Annotated in this window: 15 protein-coding genes; 5 read left to right on the top strand and 10 right to left on the bottom strand. The window is 70.3% G+C overall.

The window, feature by feature from the left end; all coding sequences use genetic code 11:
* Nucleotides 1-162: 162 nt before the first annotated feature.
* From OO47_RS01030 to OO47_RS01000, 7 genes are all read right to left on the bottom strand, one after another.
* Complete coding sequence (locus OO47_RS01030) at nucleotides 163-1236, bottom strand: sugar ABC transporter substrate-binding protein (RefSeq protein WP_030211619.1); 1074 nt, start codon at nucleotides 1234-1236, stop codon at nucleotides 163-165.
* Nucleotides 1237-1358: 122 nt separating this feature from the next.
* Nucleotides 1359-2570 (bottom strand): ROK family transcriptional regulator, encoded by a 1212-nt coding sequence (locus OO47_RS01025; RefSeq protein ID WP_030211617.1) that lies wholly within the window; start codon nucleotides 2568-2570, stop codon nucleotides 1359-1361.
* Between the two features lie 288 nt (nucleotides 2571-2858).
* Nucleotides 2859-3797 carry a carbohydrate ABC transporter permease gene (locus tag OO47_RS01020; protein WP_030211615.1) on the bottom strand — a complete coding sequence of 313 codons (939 nt, stop codon included), beginning with the start codon at nucleotides 3795-3797 and terminating at the stop codon, nucleotides 2859-2861.
* Complete coding sequence (locus OO47_RS01015; RefSeq protein ID WP_030211614.1) at nucleotides 3797-4726, bottom strand: carbohydrate ABC transporter permease; 930 nt, start codon at nucleotides 4724-4726, stop codon at nucleotides 3797-3799. Before OO47_RS01015 ends, OO47_RS01020 begins: the two co-directional genes overlap by 1 nt.
* A gap of 106 nt (nucleotides 4727-4832) precedes the next feature.
* Nucleotides 4833-6275 (bottom strand): N-acetylglucosamine/diacetylchitobiose ABC transporter substrate-binding protein, encoded by a 1443-nt coding sequence (ngcE, locus tag OO47_RS01010; RefSeq protein ID WP_030211612.1) that lies wholly within the window; start codon nucleotides 6273-6275, stop codon nucleotides 4833-4835.
* 457 nt (nucleotides 6276-6732) lie between these two features.
* On the bottom strand, nucleotides 6733-9447 hold the full coding sequence (gene acnA, locus OO47_RS01005) for an aconitate hydratase AcnA (protein WP_030211609.1): 2715 nt from the start codon (nucleotides 9445-9447) through the stop codon (nucleotides 6733-6735).
* 150 nt (nucleotides 9448-9597) lie between these two features.
* The gene (locus OO47_RS01000; protein ID WP_051715797.1) at nucleotides 9598-10134 is read right to left on the bottom strand and encodes a GNAT family N-acetyltransferase; all 537 of its coding nucleotides are present in this window, start codon (nucleotides 10132-10134) and stop codon (nucleotides 9598-9600) included.
* Here OO47_RS01000 and OO47_RS35915 point away from each other — a divergent pair.
* Both OO47_RS35915 and OO47_RS00990 read left to right on the top strand, forming a co-directional pair.
* Nucleotides 10117-10473, top strand: a complete 357-nt coding sequence (locus OO47_RS35915) for a VOC family protein (RefSeq protein ID WP_030211605.1) — start codon at nucleotides 10117-10119, stop codon at nucleotides 10471-10473. The two genes, OO47_RS01000 and OO47_RS35915, sit on opposite strands and share 18 nt — an antisense overlap.
* A gap of 51 nt (nucleotides 10474-10524) precedes the next feature.
* Nucleotides 10525-12054: a helix-turn-helix domain-containing protein gene (locus OO47_RS00990; protein WP_030211603.1), complete on the top strand. Its 1530-nt coding sequence runs from the start codon at nucleotides 10525-10527 to the stop codon at nucleotides 12052-12054.
* A 134-nt stretch (nucleotides 12055-12188) separates the two neighbouring features.
* On the opposite strand, the gene OO47_RS00985 is transcribed toward OO47_RS00990, so the two are convergent.
* Nucleotides 12189-12749: a C40 family peptidase gene (locus tag OO47_RS00985; protein WP_030211602.1), complete on the bottom strand. Its 561-nt coding sequence runs from the start codon at nucleotides 12747-12749 to the stop codon at nucleotides 12189-12191.
* 33 nt (nucleotides 12750-12782) lie between these two features.
* A complete protein-coding gene (locus tag OO47_RS00980; RefSeq protein WP_078489421.1) occupies nucleotides 12783-13961 on the bottom strand; it encodes a DmpA family aminopeptidase in 1179 nt (392 codons plus the stop codon).
* Between the two features lie 135 nt (nucleotides 13962-14096).
* Between OO47_RS00980 and OO47_RS00975 the strand changes: the two genes are divergently transcribed.
* The 3 genes from OO47_RS00975 (at nucleotide 14097) to OO47_RS00965 (ending at nucleotide 18966) form a co-directional block, all read left to right on the top strand.
* Nucleotides 14097-14702, top strand: coding sequence for a TetR/AcrR family transcriptional regulator (locus OO47_RS00975; RefSeq protein ID WP_030211598.1), 606 nt, complete (start codon nucleotides 14097-14099; stop codon nucleotides 14700-14702).
* A gap of 334 nt (nucleotides 14703-15036) precedes the next feature.
* Nucleotides 15037-16065, top strand: coding sequence for a helix-turn-helix domain-containing protein (locus tag OO47_RS00970; RefSeq protein WP_051715795.1), 1029 nt, complete (start codon nucleotides 15037-15039; stop codon nucleotides 16063-16065).
* Nucleotides 16066-16203: 138 nt separating this feature from the next.
* Nucleotides 16204-18966, top strand: a complete 2763-nt coding sequence (locus OO47_RS00965; RefSeq protein WP_051715792.1) for an AAA family ATPase — start codon at nucleotides 16204-16206, stop codon at nucleotides 18964-18966.
* Nucleotides 18967-19020: 54 nt separating this feature from the next.
* On the opposite strand, the gene OO47_RS33810 is transcribed toward OO47_RS00965, so the two are convergent.
* Nucleotides 19021-20025, bottom strand: coding sequence for a helix-turn-helix transcriptional regulator (locus OO47_RS33810; protein WP_051715791.1), 1005 nt, complete (start codon nucleotides 20023-20025; stop codon nucleotides 19021-19023).
* Nucleotides 20026-20062 lie beyond the last annotated feature (37 nt).

Genomic DNA, 20062 nt, shown 5'->3' with positions numbered 1-20062 from the left:
ACCGGGCCCGTCGCCGGTCGCCGTACGGGGCCTTCACCTTCCGTACGCGGGCGGCCGCGCGTCCGGCGCCGTCTCGGTCGGGAGACGGCCGGGGGCCGGGCGCGGGCCGGGCCGGGGTCCGCGGTGCCGGGCCCTCGCGGGCCCGGCGGGGTCGGGCACGGGCTACTTGATGCCCAGCTCGGTGCACTTGGCGGCGAGGTCCGCGGTGCAGAGGTCGGCGGCCTTGTAGATGCCGTCCTTGACGACCGTGTCCTGGATGTTCTTGCTGTCGACCACGACCGGCGGGAAGAGCGTGGACGGCACGCCGTCGGTCTCGCCCTCGGCGCCGAGGGCCTTGCCCTGGAGCAGGTTCACCGCGAACTTGGCGGCCTCGGGGGCCAGCTGGAGCGGCGACTTGTAGATCGTGAAGGTCTGGGTGCCGGCGATGATGCGCTGGACGCCCGCGACCTCGGCGTCCTGGCCGCCCACCGGGATGCCCTTGATGCCGGCGTTCTCCAGGGAGGTGACGATGCCGCCCGCCATGCCGTCGTTGGCGGAGTAGACGGCGCCGATCTTGTCCTTGCCGACGGAGGAGATCGCGGCGGACATCTTCTCGCCGGCGACCTTCGGGTCCCACTCGCCGGAGGCCTCGTAGGCGATCTTGCCGACCTTGCCGTCGAGGGCGGTGTGGGCGCCCTTCTTGAACAGCGCGGCGTTCGGGTCCTTCTCGTCGCCGTTGATCATCACGACGTTGGCGGTGGCGGCCTTGTCGCCGAGCGCGGCGAGGAGGGCCTGGCCCTGGAGCTCGCCGACCTTGTTGTTGTCGTGGCTGACGTAGGCGTCGGCGCCCTTGACGGCGCGGTCGTACGCGACGACCTTGACGCCCTTGGCCTTGGCGTCCTTGACCCAGCTCTCGGCCTTGGTGGCGTCGACCGGGTCGAGGGCGATGACCTTGATGCCGTCGGCGATGAACTGGTCGAACTGCTGCTTCTGCTTGACGACATCGGAGACGGCGTTGTTGTACACGACCTCGCAGCCGCCGCAGGCGGCCTTGACGGCCTTCTCGAACTGGGGCTTGTCCAGGGCCTCGTAGCGCGAGGTCTTGTTCTCGGGAAGGAGCAGGCCGATCTTGGTCGAGCTGCCCGAGCCGGCGGCGTCGTCCTTCTTGTCGCCACCGGCCTGGCCACAGGCGGCGAGCGAGAGGGCCATCGACACCGCGGCCGTGGCTATGACGGCGCGACGCGTCACTGCGTTCATTTGGGGTTGCCTCCCTGACGAGGCCGCGACGTTGCGGCCGAGGTGGCACGAAGTCAACTCGGCCGCAACGTTGACGTCAAGAAGTAAATTCTTAACGAGATGACAACGGTGGTGTTCGTTATCTAAGTGAAGGCAAGCCGAGAGGCCGGGGCGGCGGCCGGCAGCGCGCTCTCCAACAGGGTCGAATCGCCCATTTCGCTCAGGACGAGGGCGAGCGCGCCAAGCACCTCGGCGCGCCCGCCGAGGGCCCCCTGGGCCAGCGAGAGCTGCCGGGCGGCACTGGGGATCGCGTACCGCGAGACGGAGTCCCTGATGGGCGCCAGGACCAGCTCCCCGGCCTCCGCGAGGTCGCCGCCGAGCACCACCCGGCTGGGGTTGAGGAGGTTGCAGAGGTTGGCGATGCCGCTGCCGATGTGCCGTCCGACGTCCGCGATCACCCGGCGGCAGCCGGGGTCGCCCTCCCGGGCCAGCTGGACGACCCGCTCCATGGTCAGGTCGGGCCCGTGGCTCGGCTGGAGCAGCGGCAGGACGTAGCGGGCGGCCGTGAAGGTCTCCAGGCAGCCCCGGTTGCCGCAGCGGCAGACCGGACCGGACTCGTCCAGGGTGATGTGCCCGATCTCCCCCGCGGTGCCGCCGGGGCCCCGGTAGACCCGTCCGTCTATGACGAGCCCGGCGCCGACGCCGCTGGCCACCTTGATGTACGCCAGGTCCTTGACGCCCCGGCCACCGCCCCAGACCAACTCGCCGAGCGCGCCGAGGTTGGCGTCGTTGTCGACGTGCACGGGGACCCCGAGGCGGCCCGAGAGCTCCTCGGCGGGGTTGATGCCGCTCCACCCCGGCAGGATCGACGTCGAGCCGAGGGTGCCGGAGGAGACGTCGATCGGGCCCGGTACGCCGAGGCCGACGCCGATCACCTTGTCGGCACCGATCCCGGTGGTCAGGATCAGCCGCTTGACCAGCTGTTCCGCCCGGTCGAAGCCCTCGGCGGCGGAGGCGTCGACGTCGAGCGGCTCGGCCTCCTCGGCGAGCACCTGGTGGGCGAGGTTGCCGACGGCGACCCGGAGGTGGGTGTGGCCGAAGTCGACCCCGATCACGATGCCGGCGTCCCCGGAGAGCGAGACGCTGCGGGCCCGGCGCCCCCCGGCGGAGGTGGGCGTGACCTCGACGGTGCCGCCGTCCTTCAACTCCCGCACGATGTTGGAGACCGTGGCGGCGGAGAGGCCCGTCGCCCGGGCGATCTCCGCCTGGGTGAGCGAGCCGGCCATGCGCACCGCCCGGACGACCCGTTCGAGATTGGCCCTGTGCAGAGAAGTCTGCGACCCCGGAGTCTCCATCGACTCACTCACTCCCACCGTTTTCTCCAACATGTGAACTCTAAGGGGACGCTTTCGGCTTGCTCCCCGTCAAGACCTTGAGTGTCCGAGGTGAGGGTCACACGGCGTTCGCACGGGGTTTCCCGGGCCGTCTCCCCCGGGTGCCGCCGGACCTTCCCGGGCGGCCCTCCCCCGGCCCCGTACGACCGGGAGGGGCCCGGTCCGGCCCCGTACGGCCGGAAGAGCCCCCGGCGCGCGGTGCGCCGGGGGCCCTTCGGGAGCGGTGGCGGGGCCGGTGCGGCCCCGGGGTCACTTCACGGCGCCGGCGGTCAGGCCGGCCACCACCTGCCGCTGGAAGATGACGTACGCGGCGAGGACCGGGAGCATGGCCATGACCAGGCCGGCGAAGAGTCCGGACCAGTCACCCTTGTAGCCCTGGCTCACCGCGAGCTGGACGAGGCCCTGCGAGAGCACCTTCCGCTCCGGCTCGGTGTTGAGCACGGTCGGCAGCAGGTACTGGTTCCACTGCCCGAGGAAGTTGAAGATGCCGACGCTGATGAGGCCCGGCTTGGCCATCGGCAGCATCACCTGGAAGAAGGTCCGGGTGTGCGAGGCGCCGTCCACGAAGGCCGCCTCCGCCACCGAGGTCGGCAGGGTGCGGAAGAAGGCCGTGAGGAAGAAGACCGTGAACGGCAGCGAGTACGCGATGTAGACGAGGATCAGGCCGTGCAGCGTGTTGAGCAGGGCCATGTTCTGCATCACGTAGAACAGCGGCACGAGCGCCAGGATGATCGGGAAGCTCATCCCTCCGATGAAGAGGAAGTAGATGAAGCGGTTGCCCGGGAACTCGAAGCGGGCCAGGACGTAGGCCGCCATCGAGCCGAAGAGGAGCGTGCCGATCAGCGAGCAGCCGACCACCAGGAGGGTGTTCAGGAAGTAGTCGCTCATGTGCGCCTCGGTCCAGGCGCGCGACCAGTTCTCGAAGTGCAGCCTGTCGGGCAGCGACCACGGGGAGGTGAAGATCGCCCGGTCGGTCTTGAAGGAGGTCATGACCGCCCAGAGCAGCGGCATGACGACCATGATCGCCCAGAGGATCAGGATGCCGTGGGAGAAGACGTTCAGGGTGGCGCCCTCGCCCTTCGGCTCCTTGCGGGGCGCGGGGGCCTTCGTCTTGGTGATCACGGGGCCCGGCCCGGCCGGGGAGCCGGGGTTCTCCACTCCGGCGGGGGTCGTGTCGGTCGTCTTCATCAGAACTCCAGCCGCTCGCGCCGGCCCAGCTTCATCACGACGGCCGCGAAGGCCAGCGTCACGAGGAGCAGGGCGACACCGATGGTCGTTGCGTAGGCGGCCTGACCGTCCCGGAACGCCTTCTGGTACACGTACAGCGGAAGGACGATGGTGGAGTAGTCGGGCCCGCCGCCGCTGGGACCGACGGTCATGATCTGGACGACGGCGAAGGACTCGGCCCCGAGGGCGAGGATGCCCATGTAGATCCACCCGGACTGCACGGTGTCCCAGAGCAGCGGCAGGGTGATCCGGAAGAAGGTGGTGAAGCGGTTCGCGCCGTCGAGCAGGGCCGCCTCGTAGAAGTCCCGCGGAATGGACGCCATGCCGGCCGAGAAGAGGACGACGAAGAATCCGACGGTGGACCAGACGAGGACGACCATCACGCAGATGAGGGCGAGGTCGGGGTCTCCCAGCCAGTCCGGCTGGACGCTGCCGAGTCCGACGCCCTTCAGTACGGAATTGATGGCTCCGCTGTTCGGGTTGTACGCGAACTGGAAGAGCAGCGCGACGATCGCGATCGACAGCACCTGCGGGAAGAAATACACGATCTTGTAGAAGGACGATCCGCGCACGCCCGCGACGGCCGCGCCCTTGCGGCGCCGACCGCCGACATTGAGCATGAAGGCGAAGAACAGCGCGAGGCCGACGGTCACCAGCGGCAGCACCACCGCGAAGGTCAGGCTGTGCTGGAGCGATTTCCAGAAGATCTCGTCGTCCAGCATCCTGCTGTAGTTGCCGAATCCGATCATTCCGAATTCGGGGCTCAGTCCGGTCCAGTCCGTGAAGGAGTAGTAGATGGACTGGATGAACGGCCAGATGACGAAGAGCGCGTAGAGCGCGAGGGGGGCCGCCAGGAACCCCACGATGAAACGGTACTTGCCGTGTTGCATTTCCTACCGACCCCGATCTTTCCCGCGCCGGGCACGCCGCTCGTGCCGCGCGCCAAGGGGCCGGGGCCCGCTCCCGGTCGGCGGGAAGGGGCCCCGGCACCGCTCATCAGTGCTTGTAGTGCTTGATCGAGGAGTCCTTGGCCGCCTCGTCGGCGAACTTCTGGATCTTCTTGATCGTCTCGGCCGGGGTGGCGCGGCCGGCCATCATCTCGCCGATGCCGGCGACGCCGATCTTCTCCTTCTGGAGGGCGACGTACCAGTCCTGGAGGCGCGGGTTGACGACGTTCTGGCCGGCCTTCTCCAGGGCGGCGACGCCGGACTTGAGGCCCGGGGAGAGCTCGATGCCGTCGGTGCCGCCGTTGAGGGCGGTCAGGGACTTCACGGACTGGGTGAAGTTCTTGGAGGAGGCCTCGCTGAGCATGATGCGCAGCTGCTCCATGCCGCCCTCGGCGTTCTTCGCCTTGGCCGGGACGATGAAGGGCTCTCCGCCGGCGGCCCAGATGGTGCCGAACGGCATCTTGTCGGAGGCGTCGAGGCCGGTCGGGCCGGAGACGGCCAGGCCGAAGTCGGCCGGCATGGTCTTCGCGGCCTCGTTCTCGACCCAGGAGCCGTTCGGGATGAACAGCGCCTTGCCCTCGGTCCAGGCGGTCTGCGACTGGATGTGGTCGAGGCCGGGGGTGCCCTTGAGGATGTAGCCCTTCTGGACCAGCTCGTAGTACGCCTCGAAACACGCCTTGACGGCGGGGTGCTCCCAGGCCTTGGGCTCCAGGTTGTCGATGGCGTCCAGGACCTCGCGGCCGCCGACCTTGCCGATCATCGGGTAGAGCGAGAAGGGGACGTAGTACGGGTGCTTGCCGGCGTACGTCCAGGCGGCGATGCCCTTCTTCTTGGCCTTCTCGCAGACGGCCAGCATCTCGTCCCAGGTCTCCGGGTACTTCGCGTCGAGCGAGTCGAGGAGCTTCTGCGAGTACCAGACGCCGTAGACGGTGTAGGCGTAGTTGAGGATCCAGCACTGCTCGCCGTCGAACTGGCCCATCTCGACGATGCCGGGCCGCAGGGTGTCGCGGACCTTCTTGCTCGGGTCGTCGATGGAGGGCGCGTCGAGGAGCGGGGTGAGGTCCGCGAGCTGCTTCTGACCGACCAGGACGCCCATGTCCATCTGCTCGGCGCCGGAGTTGTCGATGAGGTCCGGCGGGGTGCCGCCGTTGAAGCGCGGCTGGAGCGTGGTGGTGATCTTCTGGGTCGGGGTGAACTTGACGGTGGCCTTGGGGTAATTGGTCTCGTAGACCTTGATCGCGTCCTTGGCGTACTGCTGTCCGAATCCGCCGTCGAAGAGGACGAAGTCGAGCGGGGCCGACTCGTTCACGCCGAGCGGGTTCTTGTCGGACTTCGTCCCCTTCTCGACCTTTCCGTTGCCGCCGCTGTCACTGCTCGCACAGGCGGACAGGAACCCCATGGTCGGTACGGAGATCAGACCGATAGCGGCGGAACGCTTGATCAGATCGCGACGGCCGAGGCCCTCATTGGTCTGTGCGGAGGTGGATCCCATGCTCAAGTCCTCGCCTTCATTCAGGACTCAGGCGGTGTACCGGTCGCCCGTTCTCAACTCGCCACAGGCGAAGGGCCCCGCCACCGCGGTCATTTGCAGCCGGGTCGTGCACGCGTCGGACCGTCGTCGATGGACACGACGGGCTGGACGCCGACAGGTATAGTCCACTTCCCTTCGCCTGAGCAAGATCGAAAGCAGGTTTCGACAGCCATCTTTCCCGAGTTGAGACCTCCGGGATAGGCACGCTGGAACTGCGGCGTTTCGTCCAACCATCCGTCCGCCGACACCCTTGACAGCGGTCCCGGGACACCCGTACTGGGGCCCGTGGCGGCGGTGCCGCCGGGCCCCCGAAAGACAAATCGGACGCGCCTTCGAGAAACGAAGGAAAACGCGAAGCGGGCCCCGCCCCCCTCTTCCGAGGGGCGGGGCCCGCTTCGTCCTACCGGGTCCTGCGGCGTCAGCCGCGGATCAGGTTGCGGAGCACGTACTGCATGATGCCGCCGTTGCGGTAGTAGTCGGCCTCGCCGGGGGTGTCGATGCGGACGACCGCGTCGAACTCGACGCCGGTGTCGGTGGTGACCTTCACCGTGCGCGGCGTGGTGCCGTCGTTGAGCTCCTCGATGCCGGTGAAGGAGAAGGTCTCCTCGCCGGTCAGACCGAGGGACTCGGCCGACTGGCCCTCCGGGAACTGGAGCGGCAGGACGCCCATGCCGATGAGGTTCGAACGGTGGATGCGCTCGTACGACTCGGTGATGACGACCTTGACGCCGAGGAGCGCGGTGCCCTTGGCGGCCCAGTCGCGGGACGAGCCGGAGCCGTACTCCTTGCCGCCCAGGATGACGAGCGGGGTGCCCTGCTCGATGTAGTTGCGGGAGGCGTCGTAGATGAACGACACCGGCCCGTCCGCCTGGGTGAAGTCGCGGGTGTAGCCGCCCTCGGTGCCCGGCGCGAGCTGGTTGCGCAGGCGGATGTTGGCGAAGGTGCCGCGGATCATGACCTCGTGGTTGCCCCGGCGCGAGCCGTAGGAGTTGAAGTCACGACGCTCCACACCGTGCTCGGTGAGGTACCGGCCGGCCGGGGTGTCGGCCTTGATGGCGCCGGCCGGGGAGATGTGGTCGGTGGTGACCGAGTCGCCCAGCTTGGCCAGGACGCGGGCGCCGGAGATGTCGGAGACCGGGGTGGTCTCCATCGTCATGCCCTCGAAGTACGGGGGCTTGCGCACGTAGGTGGACTCGGTGTCCCACTCGAAGGTGTTGCCGGTCGGGATCGGCAGCGCCTGCCACTGGGCGTCGCCCGCGAAGACGTCCTGGTAGGACTTGTTGAACATGTCCTCGCCGATGGCGTTGGCGACGACGTCGTTGACCTCGGCCTCGGTCGGCCAGATGTCCGCCAGGTGGACCGGCTTGCCGTCCTGGTCGGTGCCCAGGGCGTCCTTGGTGATGTCCACCTTCATGGAGCCCGCGATGGCGTACGCGACGACCAGCGGCGGGGAGGCCAGGTAGTTCATCTTGACGTCGGGGTTGATGCGGCCCTCGAAGTTCCGGTTGCCCGAGAGGACCGAGGTCACGGCCAGGTCGTGGTCGTTGACGGCCTTGGAGACCTCCTCCGGCAGCGGGCCGGAGTTGCCGATGCAGGTGGTGCAGCCGTAGCCGACGAGGTTGAAGCCGACCTTGTCGAGGTACGGGGTGAGGCCCGCCTTGTCGAAGTAGTCGGTGACGACCTTCGAGCCCGGGGCGAGGGTGGTCTTGACCCACGGCTTGCGGGTCAGGCCCTTCTCCACGGCCTTCTTCGCGACGAGCGCGGCGGCGACCATGACGTACGGGTTCGAGGTGTTGGTGCAGGAGGTGATCGCGGCGACGGTGACGGCGCCGTGGTCGAGCGTGTAGGTGGAGCCGTCGGGGGCGGTCACCTGGACCGGGTTCGACGGGACCGAGCTCGCGATGGCCGGGGCGTCGGAGGCCGGGAAGGACTCCTGGCCCGCCTCGTCCACGCAGTCCACGTAGTTGCGGACGTCCTGCTTGAACTGCTCGGCGGCGTTCGCGAGGACGATGCGGTCCTGCGGGCGCTTCGGGCCGGCGATGGAGGGGACGACCGTGGAGAGGTCGAGCTCCAGCTTCTCGGAGAAGTCGGGCTCGGCGGCCGGGTCGAGCCAGAGGCCCTGCTCCTTGGCGTACGCCTCGACCAGCGCGACCTGCTGCTCGGAGCGGCCGGTGAGCTTGAGGTAGTTCAGGGTCTCGCCGTCGATCGGGAAGATCGCGGCGGTGGAGCCGAACTCCGGCGACATGTTGCCGATGGTGGCGCGGTTCGCCAGGGAGGTGGCGGCGACGCCCTCGCCGTAGAACTCGACGAACTTGCCGACGACGCCGTGCTTGCGCAGCATCTCGGTGATCGTGAGGACGAGGTCGGTGGCGGTGGTGCCGGCCGGCAGCTCGCCGGTCAGCTTGAAGCCGACGACGCGCGGGATGAGCATGGAGACCGGCTGGCCGAGCATCGCGGCCTCGGCCTCGATGCCGCCGACGCCCCAGCCGAGCACGCCGAGGCCGTTGACCATGGTGGTGTGCGAGTCGGTGCCGACGAGGGTGTCGGGGTACGCCTGGCCGTTGCGGACCATGACCGTGCGGGCCAGGTGCTCGATGTTCACCTGGTGGACGATGCCGGTGCCGGGCGGGACGACCTTGAAGTCGTCGAAGGCGGTCTGGCCCCAGCGCAGGAACTGGTAGCGCTCCTTGTTGCGGCCGTACTCCAGCTCGACGTTCTGGCCGAAGGCGTCCTTCGTGCCGAACTTGTCGGCGATGACCGAGTGGTCGATGACCAGCTCGGCCGGGGAGAGCGGGTTGACCTTCGCCGGGTCGCCGCCGAGCTCCTTGACGGCCTCGCGCATGGTGGCGAGGTCCACGACACAGGGCACACCGGTGAAGTCCTGCATGATCACGCGGGCCGGCGTGAACTGGATCTCCTGGCTCGGCTGGGCCTGCGAGTCCCAGTTGCCGAGGGCCCGGATGTGGTCGGCGGTGATGTTCGCGCCGTCCTCGGTGCGGAGCAGGTTCTCCAGGAGGACCTTCAGGCTGTAAGGGAGGCGCGCGGAGCCCTCGACCTTGTCCAGCTTGAAGATCTCGTACGACTCGTCGCCCACGTGCAGCGTGCTGCGGGCGTCGAAGCTGTTCGCCGACACGACAGTCTCCTTCATCAATGTGCGCGTACTACCGTCATGCTGCCGCCACGACCCCTCGCGGATCCGTTAAGGTAAGGCTAAGTTAGGTAACCCTTACCGGCCGGGCGGCCACGGTGCGCCGTAAGCAGTTATCTCGATGTCGAGATAACTCTAGTGCATCCCGGTCGCTCGGTCATGCCCGGGCGCCCGCGAAGTGTCGGGACGGTGCGCCGGGGAGGTTCGGCACGCCGCCTCCCGGTCGCGACGGGACGGCGCGAACACGAGCACGTCCCGGCGCTCGCCCCCGATCCGCAGCCACCCCTCCCGCATCCCCTCCCGCCGGAAGCCCACGCGCTCGGCGACCCGCACGGAGGCGGTGTTCCACGGCTCGACGTGCAGCACCGGACGGGAAACGCCCCGTTCCCGCAGGGCCCGGTCGGCGACGGCGGCGAGACCGGCCCCGGCGGCACCCCCGCCCCGGGCGGAGGCGACGACCCGGCACCCCAGGGTGACCTCCTCCCCGCCCGGCCGGAGACCGACGGCGCCGACGGGCCGCCCGCCGGGGTCCACGAGGACGAAGGGGCACCCGGCCCCGGTGGCCGCCCTCCCCCACCGGCGCTCCACGAAGGCGCGGCCCCGTACGGACGCGGACGACTGGCCGCCCCGGTGCGGGAGGCCGAGGATCGGGACATGTTCAGCGGCGTGCACGTGACCTTCTACAGCCGGGACGCGGAGGCGGACCGCGCCTTCCTCCAGGACGTCCTCGGCTTCGAGCACGTGGACGCCGGGGGCGGCTGGCTCGTCTTCAAGCTGCCGCCCGCCGAGATCGCGATGCACCCCGCGGCGGACGGGCCGCGGCACGAGGTGTACCTCATGTGCGACGACCTCACCCGCACCCTGACGGCCCTGGAGGACCGGGGGGCGGAGATCTCACGGGCCATCAGCGACCGGGACTGGGGGCTGCTCGCGGCCGTCCGGCTGCCGAGCGGCACCGAACTCCCCCTGTACGAACCGCGTCACCCGACCGCGCACGACCTTTCACCCTGACGGCCCACCCCGGATCCGATCTTCATCTCATATCTGAGATAACGTGACGCCATGGCAGACGACTACCTCGTACGCATCGGCAAGCTCATCCGTGACGCCCGGCAGCACCGCGGCTGGACCCAGACGCAGCTCGCCGAAGCGCTGGCCACGAGCCAGAGCGCCGTCAACCGGATCGAGCGCGGCAACCAGAACATCAGCCTTGAGATGATCGCCCGGATCGGCGAGGCCCTCGACAGCGAGATCGTGTCGCTGGGGTACGCGGGCCCCATGCACCTCCGGGTGGTCGGCCGGCGGCGGCTCTCCGGCGCCATCGACGTCAAGACCAGCAAGAACGCGTGCGTCGCGCTGCTGTGCGCCTCGCTCCTCAACAAGGGCCGCACGGTCCTGCGCCGGGTCGCCCGCATCGAGGAGGTCTTCCGGCTCCTGGAGGTTCTCAACTCCATCGGCGTGCGCACCCGCTGGATCAACGAGGGCGTGGACCTGGAGATCGTGCCGCCGGCCGAGCTGGACATGGAGTCCATCGACTCCGAGGCCGCGATCCGCACCCGTTCGATCATCATGTTCCTCGGCCCGCTGCTGCACCGCATGGACCGCTTCCGGCTGCCGTACGCGGGCGGCTGCGACCTCGGCACGCGCACGATCGAGCCGCACATGATCGCCCTGCGCCGCTTCGGACTCGACGTCACGGCCACGGAGGGCATCTACCACGCGCAGGTCGAGCGCTCGGTCACCCCCGGCCGCCCGATCGTCCTGACCGAGCGCGGCGACACGGTCACCGAGAACGCGCTGCTGGCCGCCGCCCGGCACGACGGCACGACCGTCATCCGCAACGCCTCCTCCAACTACATGGTCCAGGACCTCTGCTTCTTCCTGGAGGCGCTGGGCGTACGGGTCGACGGCATCGGCACCACCACGCTGACCGTGCACGGCGTGCCGCAGATCGACGTGGACGTCGACTACTCCCCCTCCGAGGACCCGGTCGAGGCGATGAGCCTGGTGGCCGCCGCCGTCGTCACCGAATCGGAGCTGACGATCCGCCGGGTGCCGATCGAGTTCATGGAGATCGAGCTCGCGGTCCTGGAGGAGATGGGCCTCGACCACGACCGCTCGCCCGAGTACACCGCCGACAACGACCGCACCCGGCTGGTCGACCTGACGGTCCGCCCCTCCAAGCTGGAGGCGCCGATCGACAAGATCCACCCGATGCCGTTCCCCGGCCTGAACATCGACAACGTCCCCTTCTTCGCGGCCATCGCGGCCACGGCGCAGGGCAAGACCCTGATCCACGACTGGGTCTACGACAACCGGGCCATCTACCTCACGGACCTCAACCGCCTCGGCGGGCGCCTCCAGCTCCTCGACCCCCACCGCGTCCTCGTCGAGGGCCCGACCCGCTGGCGCGCGGCCGAGATGATGTGCCCACCCGCCCTCCGCCCCGCCGTGGTCGTCCTCCTCGCGATGATGGCCGCCGAGGGCACGTCGGTCCTCCGCAACGTGTACGTCATCAACCGGGGCTACGAGGACCTGGCGGAACGACTGAACTCGATCGGGGCGCAGATCGAGATCTTCCGGGACATTTGAAAGACCGTCAGGCAATGACTGACGAGATCTCTCTCGGGTGACGCCGCTGCCGCCGTCCGAGGGAGTGGTCGTGCCGGCTCTCACCGATGGGGTGCGGCCCGCCCCCCGTGGGCGGGCCGCACGAGCGAGGACGGTCAGTAACCGTTGGGGGTGAGGACGTCGACGTAGATGGGGTCGCGTTCGGTGCCGCCGAGGGTGACGGTGTCGTACTTGACGCGGCCGTGGTAGGCGTTGGCGTCGATGGCCTGGCCGTTGCCGATGTAGACGCCGGTGTGGTCGAGGTCGCCGCCGTAGCGGATGCCGTCGTTCGGGTCGGTGTCCCAGAAGATGAGGTCTCCGGGGCGGGGGTTGTCGGTGCGGCGGCCCTGGTTGATCTGGCCCTGGAGCCAGTAGTTGAGCTGGAGGCCGTGTCCGGTGGCCTTCTTGGTGCCGTCCCAGATGGCGTGGCGGTTGAGGCATTCGCAGTCGACCCGGGCGGTGCCGCAGGTCCAGCCGTACTCGAGCTTGTAGGGGGTGCCGAGGTAGGCCTTGGCGGTGTTCACGACGGCCTGGCGGACCCCTGCGGCCGTCGCCTCGGTGGACGGTGCCGGGGCCGCGGAGGCGGGGGCGGCGAGGACGCCCGCGAGCGCGGCGGCGGACGCCGTGGCGGCGAGGACCCTGCGCCAGTGGCGGCTACGGGGGTGAGCGGGGAGCATGGGGATCTCCTTCGTGTCATGGGTGGGGGTGGACTACCTGTCCGGCGGGAGGGCCGCCAGGGCGTCGAGGAGCCGGGCGTGCGGCAGGGCCGGTACGTGGTGGTCGTCCCTGCCGGTCATGGAGGTGTTGCAGACGAGCGCGTCGACGACCGCTTCCTCAACGCACTGGACGACCGCGTCGTACAGCGGGTCGATGTGACCGAGCGGTACGAAGTCGAGCCGGTCGAGTTCCGGCCGGTCGGTCGGCCGGGGCGGGCGGCTGTGGAGGGATCCGGCGTTGGCGGTGGAGAAGGCGAGGAAGAGGTCGCCGGAGAAGTGGGAGCCGGTGGTGCCGGTACGGGCCAGGCCGAGGGGCACCCGCCGGGCCAGGGCGGCGCACTGGGCGGGCAGCAGCGGCGCGTCGGTGGCGACGACCACGATGACCGATCCGGCCCCCGCCGGCAGCACCGGCTGGTGCGCCAGCGGATCAGGAGCGGTGAGCACGCGGCCCACCGGGACACCGGCGACGGTCAGCTCGCGCCGGGAACCGAAGTTGGCCTGGACCAGCACGGCCAGAGTGAAGGACGCGCCGGCCACCCGTGTGCGACGCGAGGCGGTTCCCGTACCGCCCTTGAAGCCGTAGCAGCACATCCCGGTACCGCCTCCGACCGAGCCGAGGGGGAACGGACCGGGACGCGCGGCGTCGAGCGCCTGAAACGCCGTGGCCGGTGTGACGTGCCGCCCGTCGACGTCGTTGAGGTAGCCGTCGTACGTCTCGGCGACGACCGGCAGGAACCAGCCGTCGTGCGAGGCGGAGGTGCGATCGTTCAGCCAGTCCACGACCCCCTGGTGGCACGGGCCGACCGCGTGGGTGCTCGTCAGCAGGATCGGAGAGGCGAGAGCGCCGGACTCGCGGATCCAGGCCGTGCCCGTCATCTCACCGTTGCCGTTGAGCACGTGGACACCCGCCGCACAGGGATCCGCCACCCCCGCGCGACCTCTCGGCAGAATCGCGGTCACCCCGGTCCGCACGGGACCTTCGCCGGTCCGAAGGGGCCCGCCGCCGCTCACCAGGGTGACGAGACCGACCTCCACGCCGGGGACGTCGGTGAGGGCGTTGAACGGACCGGGGGCGCCGTCGAAGGGCAGGCCCAGCTCACGGGCCCTGACAGGGCGGCCCGGGCGGGCCGCACCCTGCGGCGGAAGGACCTTCCGGCGGGGTAAGCCGTCCATGGGTTCCCTCCCTCCAGCCCGGTAATTCTTCGTACCGCACGACAAGAAACTACGGCTCGGTTGTGTGCACGTCAACGGATCGGACGGCCGATAGGATTCAGAGCGTTCGGAAACGAGGGCGGAAGGGGACGGGTTGTGGCACGCCCCAGGCAACAGGACGCCAGACGCGAGGAACTGCTGCGCGCGGCCCGCTCCGCGATCCTCGACCGTGGCCTTCAGGCCACCCGGGTGCGCGACGTCGCCGATCAGGCCGGAGTCGCCACCGGCACCGTCACCTACTACTTCCGCGAGCTGGGAGAGCTGTTCGACCTCGTCTTCGCCGAGGCCGTCGCACGGTTCTGCACCACCCGGGAGAACGACGCCGCCGCCCAGGCGGACCCGCGAGGACAGCTCGCCGCCGTACTGCGCTCGGGACTGCCCACCGGGCCGGACGACGAACTGTGCTGCCTACTCTACGAATTCTCACCCCAGGCGCGGCGGCGTCCCTCCGACTCCCGGCTGCGCAAGGAGCTGTACGGCCGACAGGTCGACCTGTACGAGCGCGTACTGACCGCCGGCGCCGACAGCGGACACTTCCACCTCCAGCGACCGGCCGACGAGATCGCCGCCAACCTCGTCGCCCTGGAGGACGCCTACGGCTACCACGTCATCGCCCGGACGTTCATGACCAGAGACCGCGCGGAACGTCACCTGTTCGGCTACGCCTCCGTCGCGGTCGCCGACCCCTCCCTCGCCCCCTGACCCGCGGCCCGCCGCACACCGGGCGCCTCCACCGGACACAGTGACGGCGGACTGGACACTCCGCATCGCATGGGAGCCGGGGCACACGTTCGAGACGACGGGGCCACCTGGTTCAGGAAGCTCTCGCGGTTGACGCATGCGAAGCTCGCCCGATGCGGGAACGGGCACGCCCCCTGTTCGCTCATGCGAGATCCTTCCGAGACCCTGGTGAGCTGCGATTTCGTTCGACCTGGCCGATCCGGTGATCACTTGTCAGGTTCATCGGAAGTGTGCACGATGAGCGCATTGGGTGGACGGGGTGGGCGGTCACCGGCGGCGCGGCAGGGGAGACGACGTGGAGCTGCTGGACACGAACGATCACGACGCGGAACTGCGCATCGAGGTCTTCCGGGCGGCTCTGCTCAGTTCCTCGGTGCCGTCCCTGGTCACCCTGGAAGACAACGTCCATCGTGTTCAGGGCCGCATGTCCCGCTGGGAGTTCGGCTCCCTCATGCTCTTCACCAGCCGGTCCACCGGCTGGCGGGTGGCGCGTGACGCGCGTTTCCTGCGCCTGGAGGGGCCGCCCATGGTCTCGCTGGCCCTCCAGACCTCGGGGACCGGCAGGTTCGGACAACTGGGCCGGCAGAGCCTGGTGAGACCGGGCGAGCTGATGCTCAACGACCTCACCATCCCCTACGAGTTCGCGTGGTCCGGCACGGGCTCCGCCTACGCCCTGCAGTTGTCCTACGACGTCCTCGACCTCCCACCCGAGGTCGTGCGGCGTGGAGCCGAACGGCTTGCGGCTTCGCCGATGTACGACATGGTCCGTTCGCACCTGCTGCGACTTCACGCCGACGCCGACGTGCTCAGCGCCGATCCGGGCGCCGAGGCGCTGGGGACCGGAACCATCGCGCTGCTGCGTGCCCTGATCACCTCGGCGGCCGACATGGACGCCTGGGCCAGGCCCGCGGCGGCCGAGTCGCTGCTGCACCGGATCCTCGCCTACACCCGCGCGCACCTGAGAGACCCGGGACTCTCCGCGGACCGGATCGCGAGCGCCCACGGCATCTCCGTCCGGGCGCTGTACGGCCTGTTCGCGAAGGGCGGACTGAGCCTGGAGCAGTGGATCATCGAACAGCGCCTGGAAGGGGCGTGCGCGGCGCTCGTCTCGCCCCACACACGAACGCGCACCATCGAGCACATCGCGCACTCCTGGGGCTTCAGCACACCGAACCACTTCACACGCCGCTTCAAGGCCGCCTACGGGGTCACCCCCCGGCAATGGCGTGAGGCCCGTCCTCTCCTGTCGGCGGATCCGCCCTCGGCAGCGGGAAGCGGCGTGAGAGGTGACGAGCCGGGCCCGCCGGCCACGAGGTCCGGCTGAGCGAGGGCGCGTCGGGACTCGCGTGCGCGGGTCCGGAAGCCGGCCGCGACTCAGCCTCCGTACGCGGACGGGCCGGCACGTGGGAGGGAGTGGACGGCGCCCTTGAGCAGGGGTGGGTCGGAGCGAGGAGTGGTCGGTTTGTTCACATCGGATGAGGCGTGCCTGCTGGGCAGGGAGAGGGAGAAGGGGCTGCTCCTCGACGCTCTCGACGGGGTGCTCACGCGGAAGCGGGGGACCGCGGTCGTCCTGCGCGGTGAGGCGGGCGCGGGGAAGACGGCCCTGCTGTCCTGGGTGAAGGCCGAGGCAGGGCGCCGCGGGCTGCTCGTGCTGGGCGCGGCGGGTGCCGCGAGCGAGTCCGAGCTCGCCTTCGGTGCCTTCCACCAGGTCTTCTGGCCGCTGGTTCGGCAATCGGCGGTGCCTTCGGCGGAACGAGATTCCCTGGAATGCGCGTTGGGGCTCAGGGAAGGGCCGATGCCGGACGGGGCGGCGCTGGGGGCCTCGGCCTGGAGTGTCCTCGCCGACGCGGCGCGGGAGCGCCCCCTGCTGCTCGCGCTGGACGACCTGCACTGGGTGGACGAGTCGAGCGCGGCCGTCTTCGCCTTTCTGCACAGACGCGTGAGCGAACTGCCGGCTCTCGTCGTCGGCGCGACCCGCGAGGAGGGCCAAGGCCTCAGCTGGTGGACGGAGGAGGAACTACGCGTCGGGGCCCTGGAGCCCGCGGCCGCCGAGGCACTGCTGCGGCGTCGCGATCCCGTCCTGACCGCCGACGTGGCCCGTTCCGTGCTGGCGGAGGCCGCGGGCAATCCGCTCGCCCTGCTCGAACTGCCGATGCCCTACGGCGCCGAGCCCGGGTCCGGCCCCGGCGCCCCCGCGCCGTCGTCCCCGGCGCACCGGCTGGAGAACCTCTTCGACGACAGGATCAGAGCCCTGTCGGAGGAGGCCGCGCACGTCCTGCTCCTGGCCGCGCTCGCCGGTCAGGACCAGGACACGACCGCATGGACGACCGTCCTCCCCGGAACGAGCCGGGAAGCGGTCCTCTCCGACATCGAGGCGAGCAAGCTGGCACACGTGGACGCGTCGGGGGCCCTCGCCTTCCGCCATCCGCTGGTGCGCAGCGCGGTGGTCTCCCTCTCCTCGCCGGAGCGGAGGAGGTCGGCCCGGCGGATCCTGGCGGCCGGTCTGGAGGAGGACGACCCCCGGCGGCTCACCCACGAGGCGGCGGCGGCGATCCTGCCCGACGCCTCCCTCGCCGCCAGGCTGGAGAAGGCGGGCAGGCACACCGCCGCACGCGGCGGTGACGCCGAGGGCGCGGTGCTCATGGACCGTGCCGCCGCTCTGAGCGCCGACCCGGACGCACACACCAGGCGCCTGATCTGGGCCGCCGTCATGGCGGCACGGGGTGGCCGGCTCTCCCACACCGCGGCGCTCGTCGAGGAACTCAGACGACGCCCGGTGCCGGACGGCTACGGCCCGCTCCTCGCCTATGCGGTGGTCTACGTGGACCAGAGCCACCGGGTCGACTTCGCTTCGTCGTTCACCCTGCTTCCCGAAGCCCTGGATGTTCTCACGGAGAGCGGCGTCGAGCCCTTCGAGGGACTGACGGAACAGATCTACTTCAAGCTGCTGCTCGCCAGCGTGTACACGGGCGATTCCCGCGGATGGCGCGCTCTGGCGAAGCACGCGGGCAGGATGTCCCCGCTGGCGCGGCTGAGCCGCGACGCGTGGTCCGATCCCGCGCGGACCGCCCACGGGGTGGCGCACGGACTGGGTGACGTGGCCGCGGACATGAGCGGCCGGCGAGAGGCGTCGGCGGCGTGGTTCCTGCTCTGGACGGCGTCGGCCGTCGATGCCGCCGACGAGGCGCTGTGCCGGCGCTTCACGGGTCAGCACGCCTACGCCACACAGGGCTCGATCGCGAAGGCGAGGGTCTACCAGGACTTCCTCCGCGGCCGGTGGGAGAGCGCCGACGCGTGCCTGCGGGAGGCGGAGACGGCGGAGCGGCTCGGCTACCACTGCAACGCACTGCTGTTCCGGCACTACCACGCCCACTTCCTCGCCGGCCGGGGTGACGAGAGGGGCCTGCGGGAGGTGGAGGCCCGCATCGGGACGGTGGCCGAGGCCGCCGGGATGCGGTTCGTCACCGATCATCTCCTTCACCTCAGAGGGCTCGCCGCCCTGGCGCACGGCCGGTACGAGGAGGCGTACCTGCTGTGCGAGCGGCTGATGCCGCCCGGTGTGCTGCCGCGCGGCCTGCCGTGGTTCCATCTGCCCTTCTTCGATCTCGTGGTGGCGGCGATGCACACCGGCCGTCGGGCCGAGGCCGAGGCCCACGTCCGGGCCGGACGGTCGGCGCGGATGGCGGAGATCTCCGGCCATCACGCGTTCCTCCTGGCGGCGGCGGCCGCCGTGGCGGCCCCCGACGAGGACGCGGACGCCTGCTATCGAGCCGCGTACCAGGTGCCCGGCGCGCAGACGTGGGCGTTCGGCCTGGCGCGGCTGCGGTTGGAGCATGGTTCCTGGCTGCGCCGGCGCCGCAGGGCGGAATCACGGGACGTGCTGAAGCTGGCGTGCGAGGGGTTCCGGCGGCTGGGCGCCGGACCGTGGGTGGAACGGTGCGAGGAGGAGCTGACCGCCGAGGGCTCGGCCGGGGGCGAAGGGCCCCTGACAGGTCAGGAGCGGCGCATCGCCCAGCTCGTCGCGAAGGGGATGACGAACAAGGAGGTGGGCAAGGCGCTGCGGCTCTCTCCGCGTACCGTGGCGGCGCACCTCTACAAGATCTTCCCCAAGCTCGGGGTCTCCTCCCGGGCGGGCATCGCACAGGCCCTGTCCGGCCGGCCGGACGGCCCGTCGGCCCGGGCTCCGGTCGTCCCGGTCCCGGACGTCACCCGGCCGCGGCCGTGAGGCGCGCGGCGCGGGCCCCACGGACCGCCGCCGGGCAGTCCCCGGGGAGGTGCGTCAGCGGCTGCTCCGACCGGCGGACTCCGGGTGTCGCGGCACGGCGTCTCCGCCACCGGTGGACTCCGCGCGCAGTTCCCTCCATGCGCGTGGCGACATGCCGAACCTTGCACGGAAGGCCCTGCTGAAGTGGGCGGCGTTGACGAAGCCCCAGCGCTGGGCCACTGAGCTCACCATCACCGTTCCGCCGTCGCCTCGCCCCAGCTCCCGTCGGCACTCCTCCAGACGTCGCTGCTGCGTCCACCGGCTGATGGTGCCGCTCTCCCCCTCGAAGAGCTTGTGGAGGCGCCGGACGGACATGTAGTGGGCGGCGGCCACGGTGTCCGGGCGCAGCCGGGAGTCCATGAGACGGGAGTTCAGCCATGTCCGGACCCGGTCAGCCGCTTCGCGGTCCGCCGATCCCGAACCTGCCCGGTCCACATCCGGCCCCTGCTCCGCGATCTCGCGGACCAGGCACGCGACGAGGTCCGCCAGCACGTTCCTCAGTCGCACCGCGGTGGTGGGACCGTGCGGGGACACTCCGGGAGGAAAGTCCCGCGTGGCCAGGGTGCGCAGCAGGGGAAGCAGCAGGGCCGCGGTGCCCTTGGCGCCGTCATGACCGCGACCGGTGCTGCACGCGAGGGCGTCGTCCCCGCACGGCAGCAGCCGGCGCGGGATCCTGAGCAGGATCAGCTCGCATCCCTGGGCCGAGACCGTTCCGAGCGGTCGGTGGGAGTCGACCAGCAGGAGGTGGCCCGCGCCGACTCGGCCCGTCGGCTCCGAAGCGAGACGCAACGAGCCCCTCAGGGGCGTGCAGAGGACGATCTCGCGGGTTCCGGGGCCGTCCGGCGATCCCGTCGACGGGGTGCCGGCCATGGGCCATCGGCCTTCGACGACTTCGACCAGAGCGCGGAAGAGCGCCTCGGCGGCCTGGTCCCGGTGCGGAGCGGCCTGCTCACGGCGTACCGTCGCCTGACGGCCCGGGCCGGTCCTCCGGTCCTCGTACGGCGGTGGAATGGTGTGCACGTCGAACCCCCGCTGGACAGGGGGCGCTCCCCATCGG

The organism is Streptomyces bikiniensis, from assembly GCF_000716625.1.
Taxonomy (GTDB): Bacteria; Actinomycetota; Actinomycetes; order Streptomycetales; family Streptomycetaceae; genus Streptomyces; species Streptomyces bikiniensis.
This window is presented reverse-complemented; position numbering and strand designations above follow the sequence as displayed.

What these genes read in the sequence shown, in the direction of transcription:
- OO47_RS01025 (WP_030211617.1), bottom strand. Translation starts at nt 2,570, where the DNA reads ATGGAGACTCCGGGGTCGCAGACTTCTCTGCACAGGGCCAATCTCGAA.
- OO47_RS00990 (WP_030211603.1), top strand. Translation starts at nt 10,525, where the DNA reads ATGGCAGACGACTACCTCGTACGCATCGGCAAGCTCATCCGTGACGCC.
- ngcE (WP_030211612.1), bottom strand. Translation starts at nt 6,275, where the DNA reads ATGGGATCCACCTCCGCACAGACCAATGAGGGCCTCGGCCGTCGCGAT.
- OO47_RS01015 (WP_030211614.1), bottom strand. Translation starts at nt 4,726, where the DNA reads ATGCAACACGGCAAGTACCGTTTCATCGTGGGGTTCCTGGCGGCCCCC.
- OO47_RS01030 (WP_030211619.1), bottom strand. Translation starts at nt 1,236, where the DNA reads ATGAACGCAGTGACGCGTCGCGCCGTCATAGCCACGGCCGCGGTGTCG.
- OO47_RS00980 (WP_078489421.1), bottom strand. Translation starts at nt 13,961, where the DNA reads ATGGACGGCTTACCCCGCCGGAAGGTCCTTCCGCCGCAGGGTGCGGCC.
- OO47_RS00985 (WP_030211602.1), bottom strand. Translation starts at nt 12,749, where the DNA reads ATGCTCCCCGCTCACCCCCGTAGCCGCCACTGGCGCAGGGTCCTCGCC.
- OO47_RS35915 (WP_030211605.1), top strand. Translation starts at nt 10,117, where the DNA reads ATGTTCAGCGGCGTGCACGTGACCTTCTACAGCCGGGACGCGGAGGCG.
- OO47_RS01020 (WP_030211615.1), bottom strand. Translation starts at nt 3,797, where the DNA reads ATGAAGACGACCGACACGACCCCCGCCGGAGTGGAGAACCCCGGCTCC.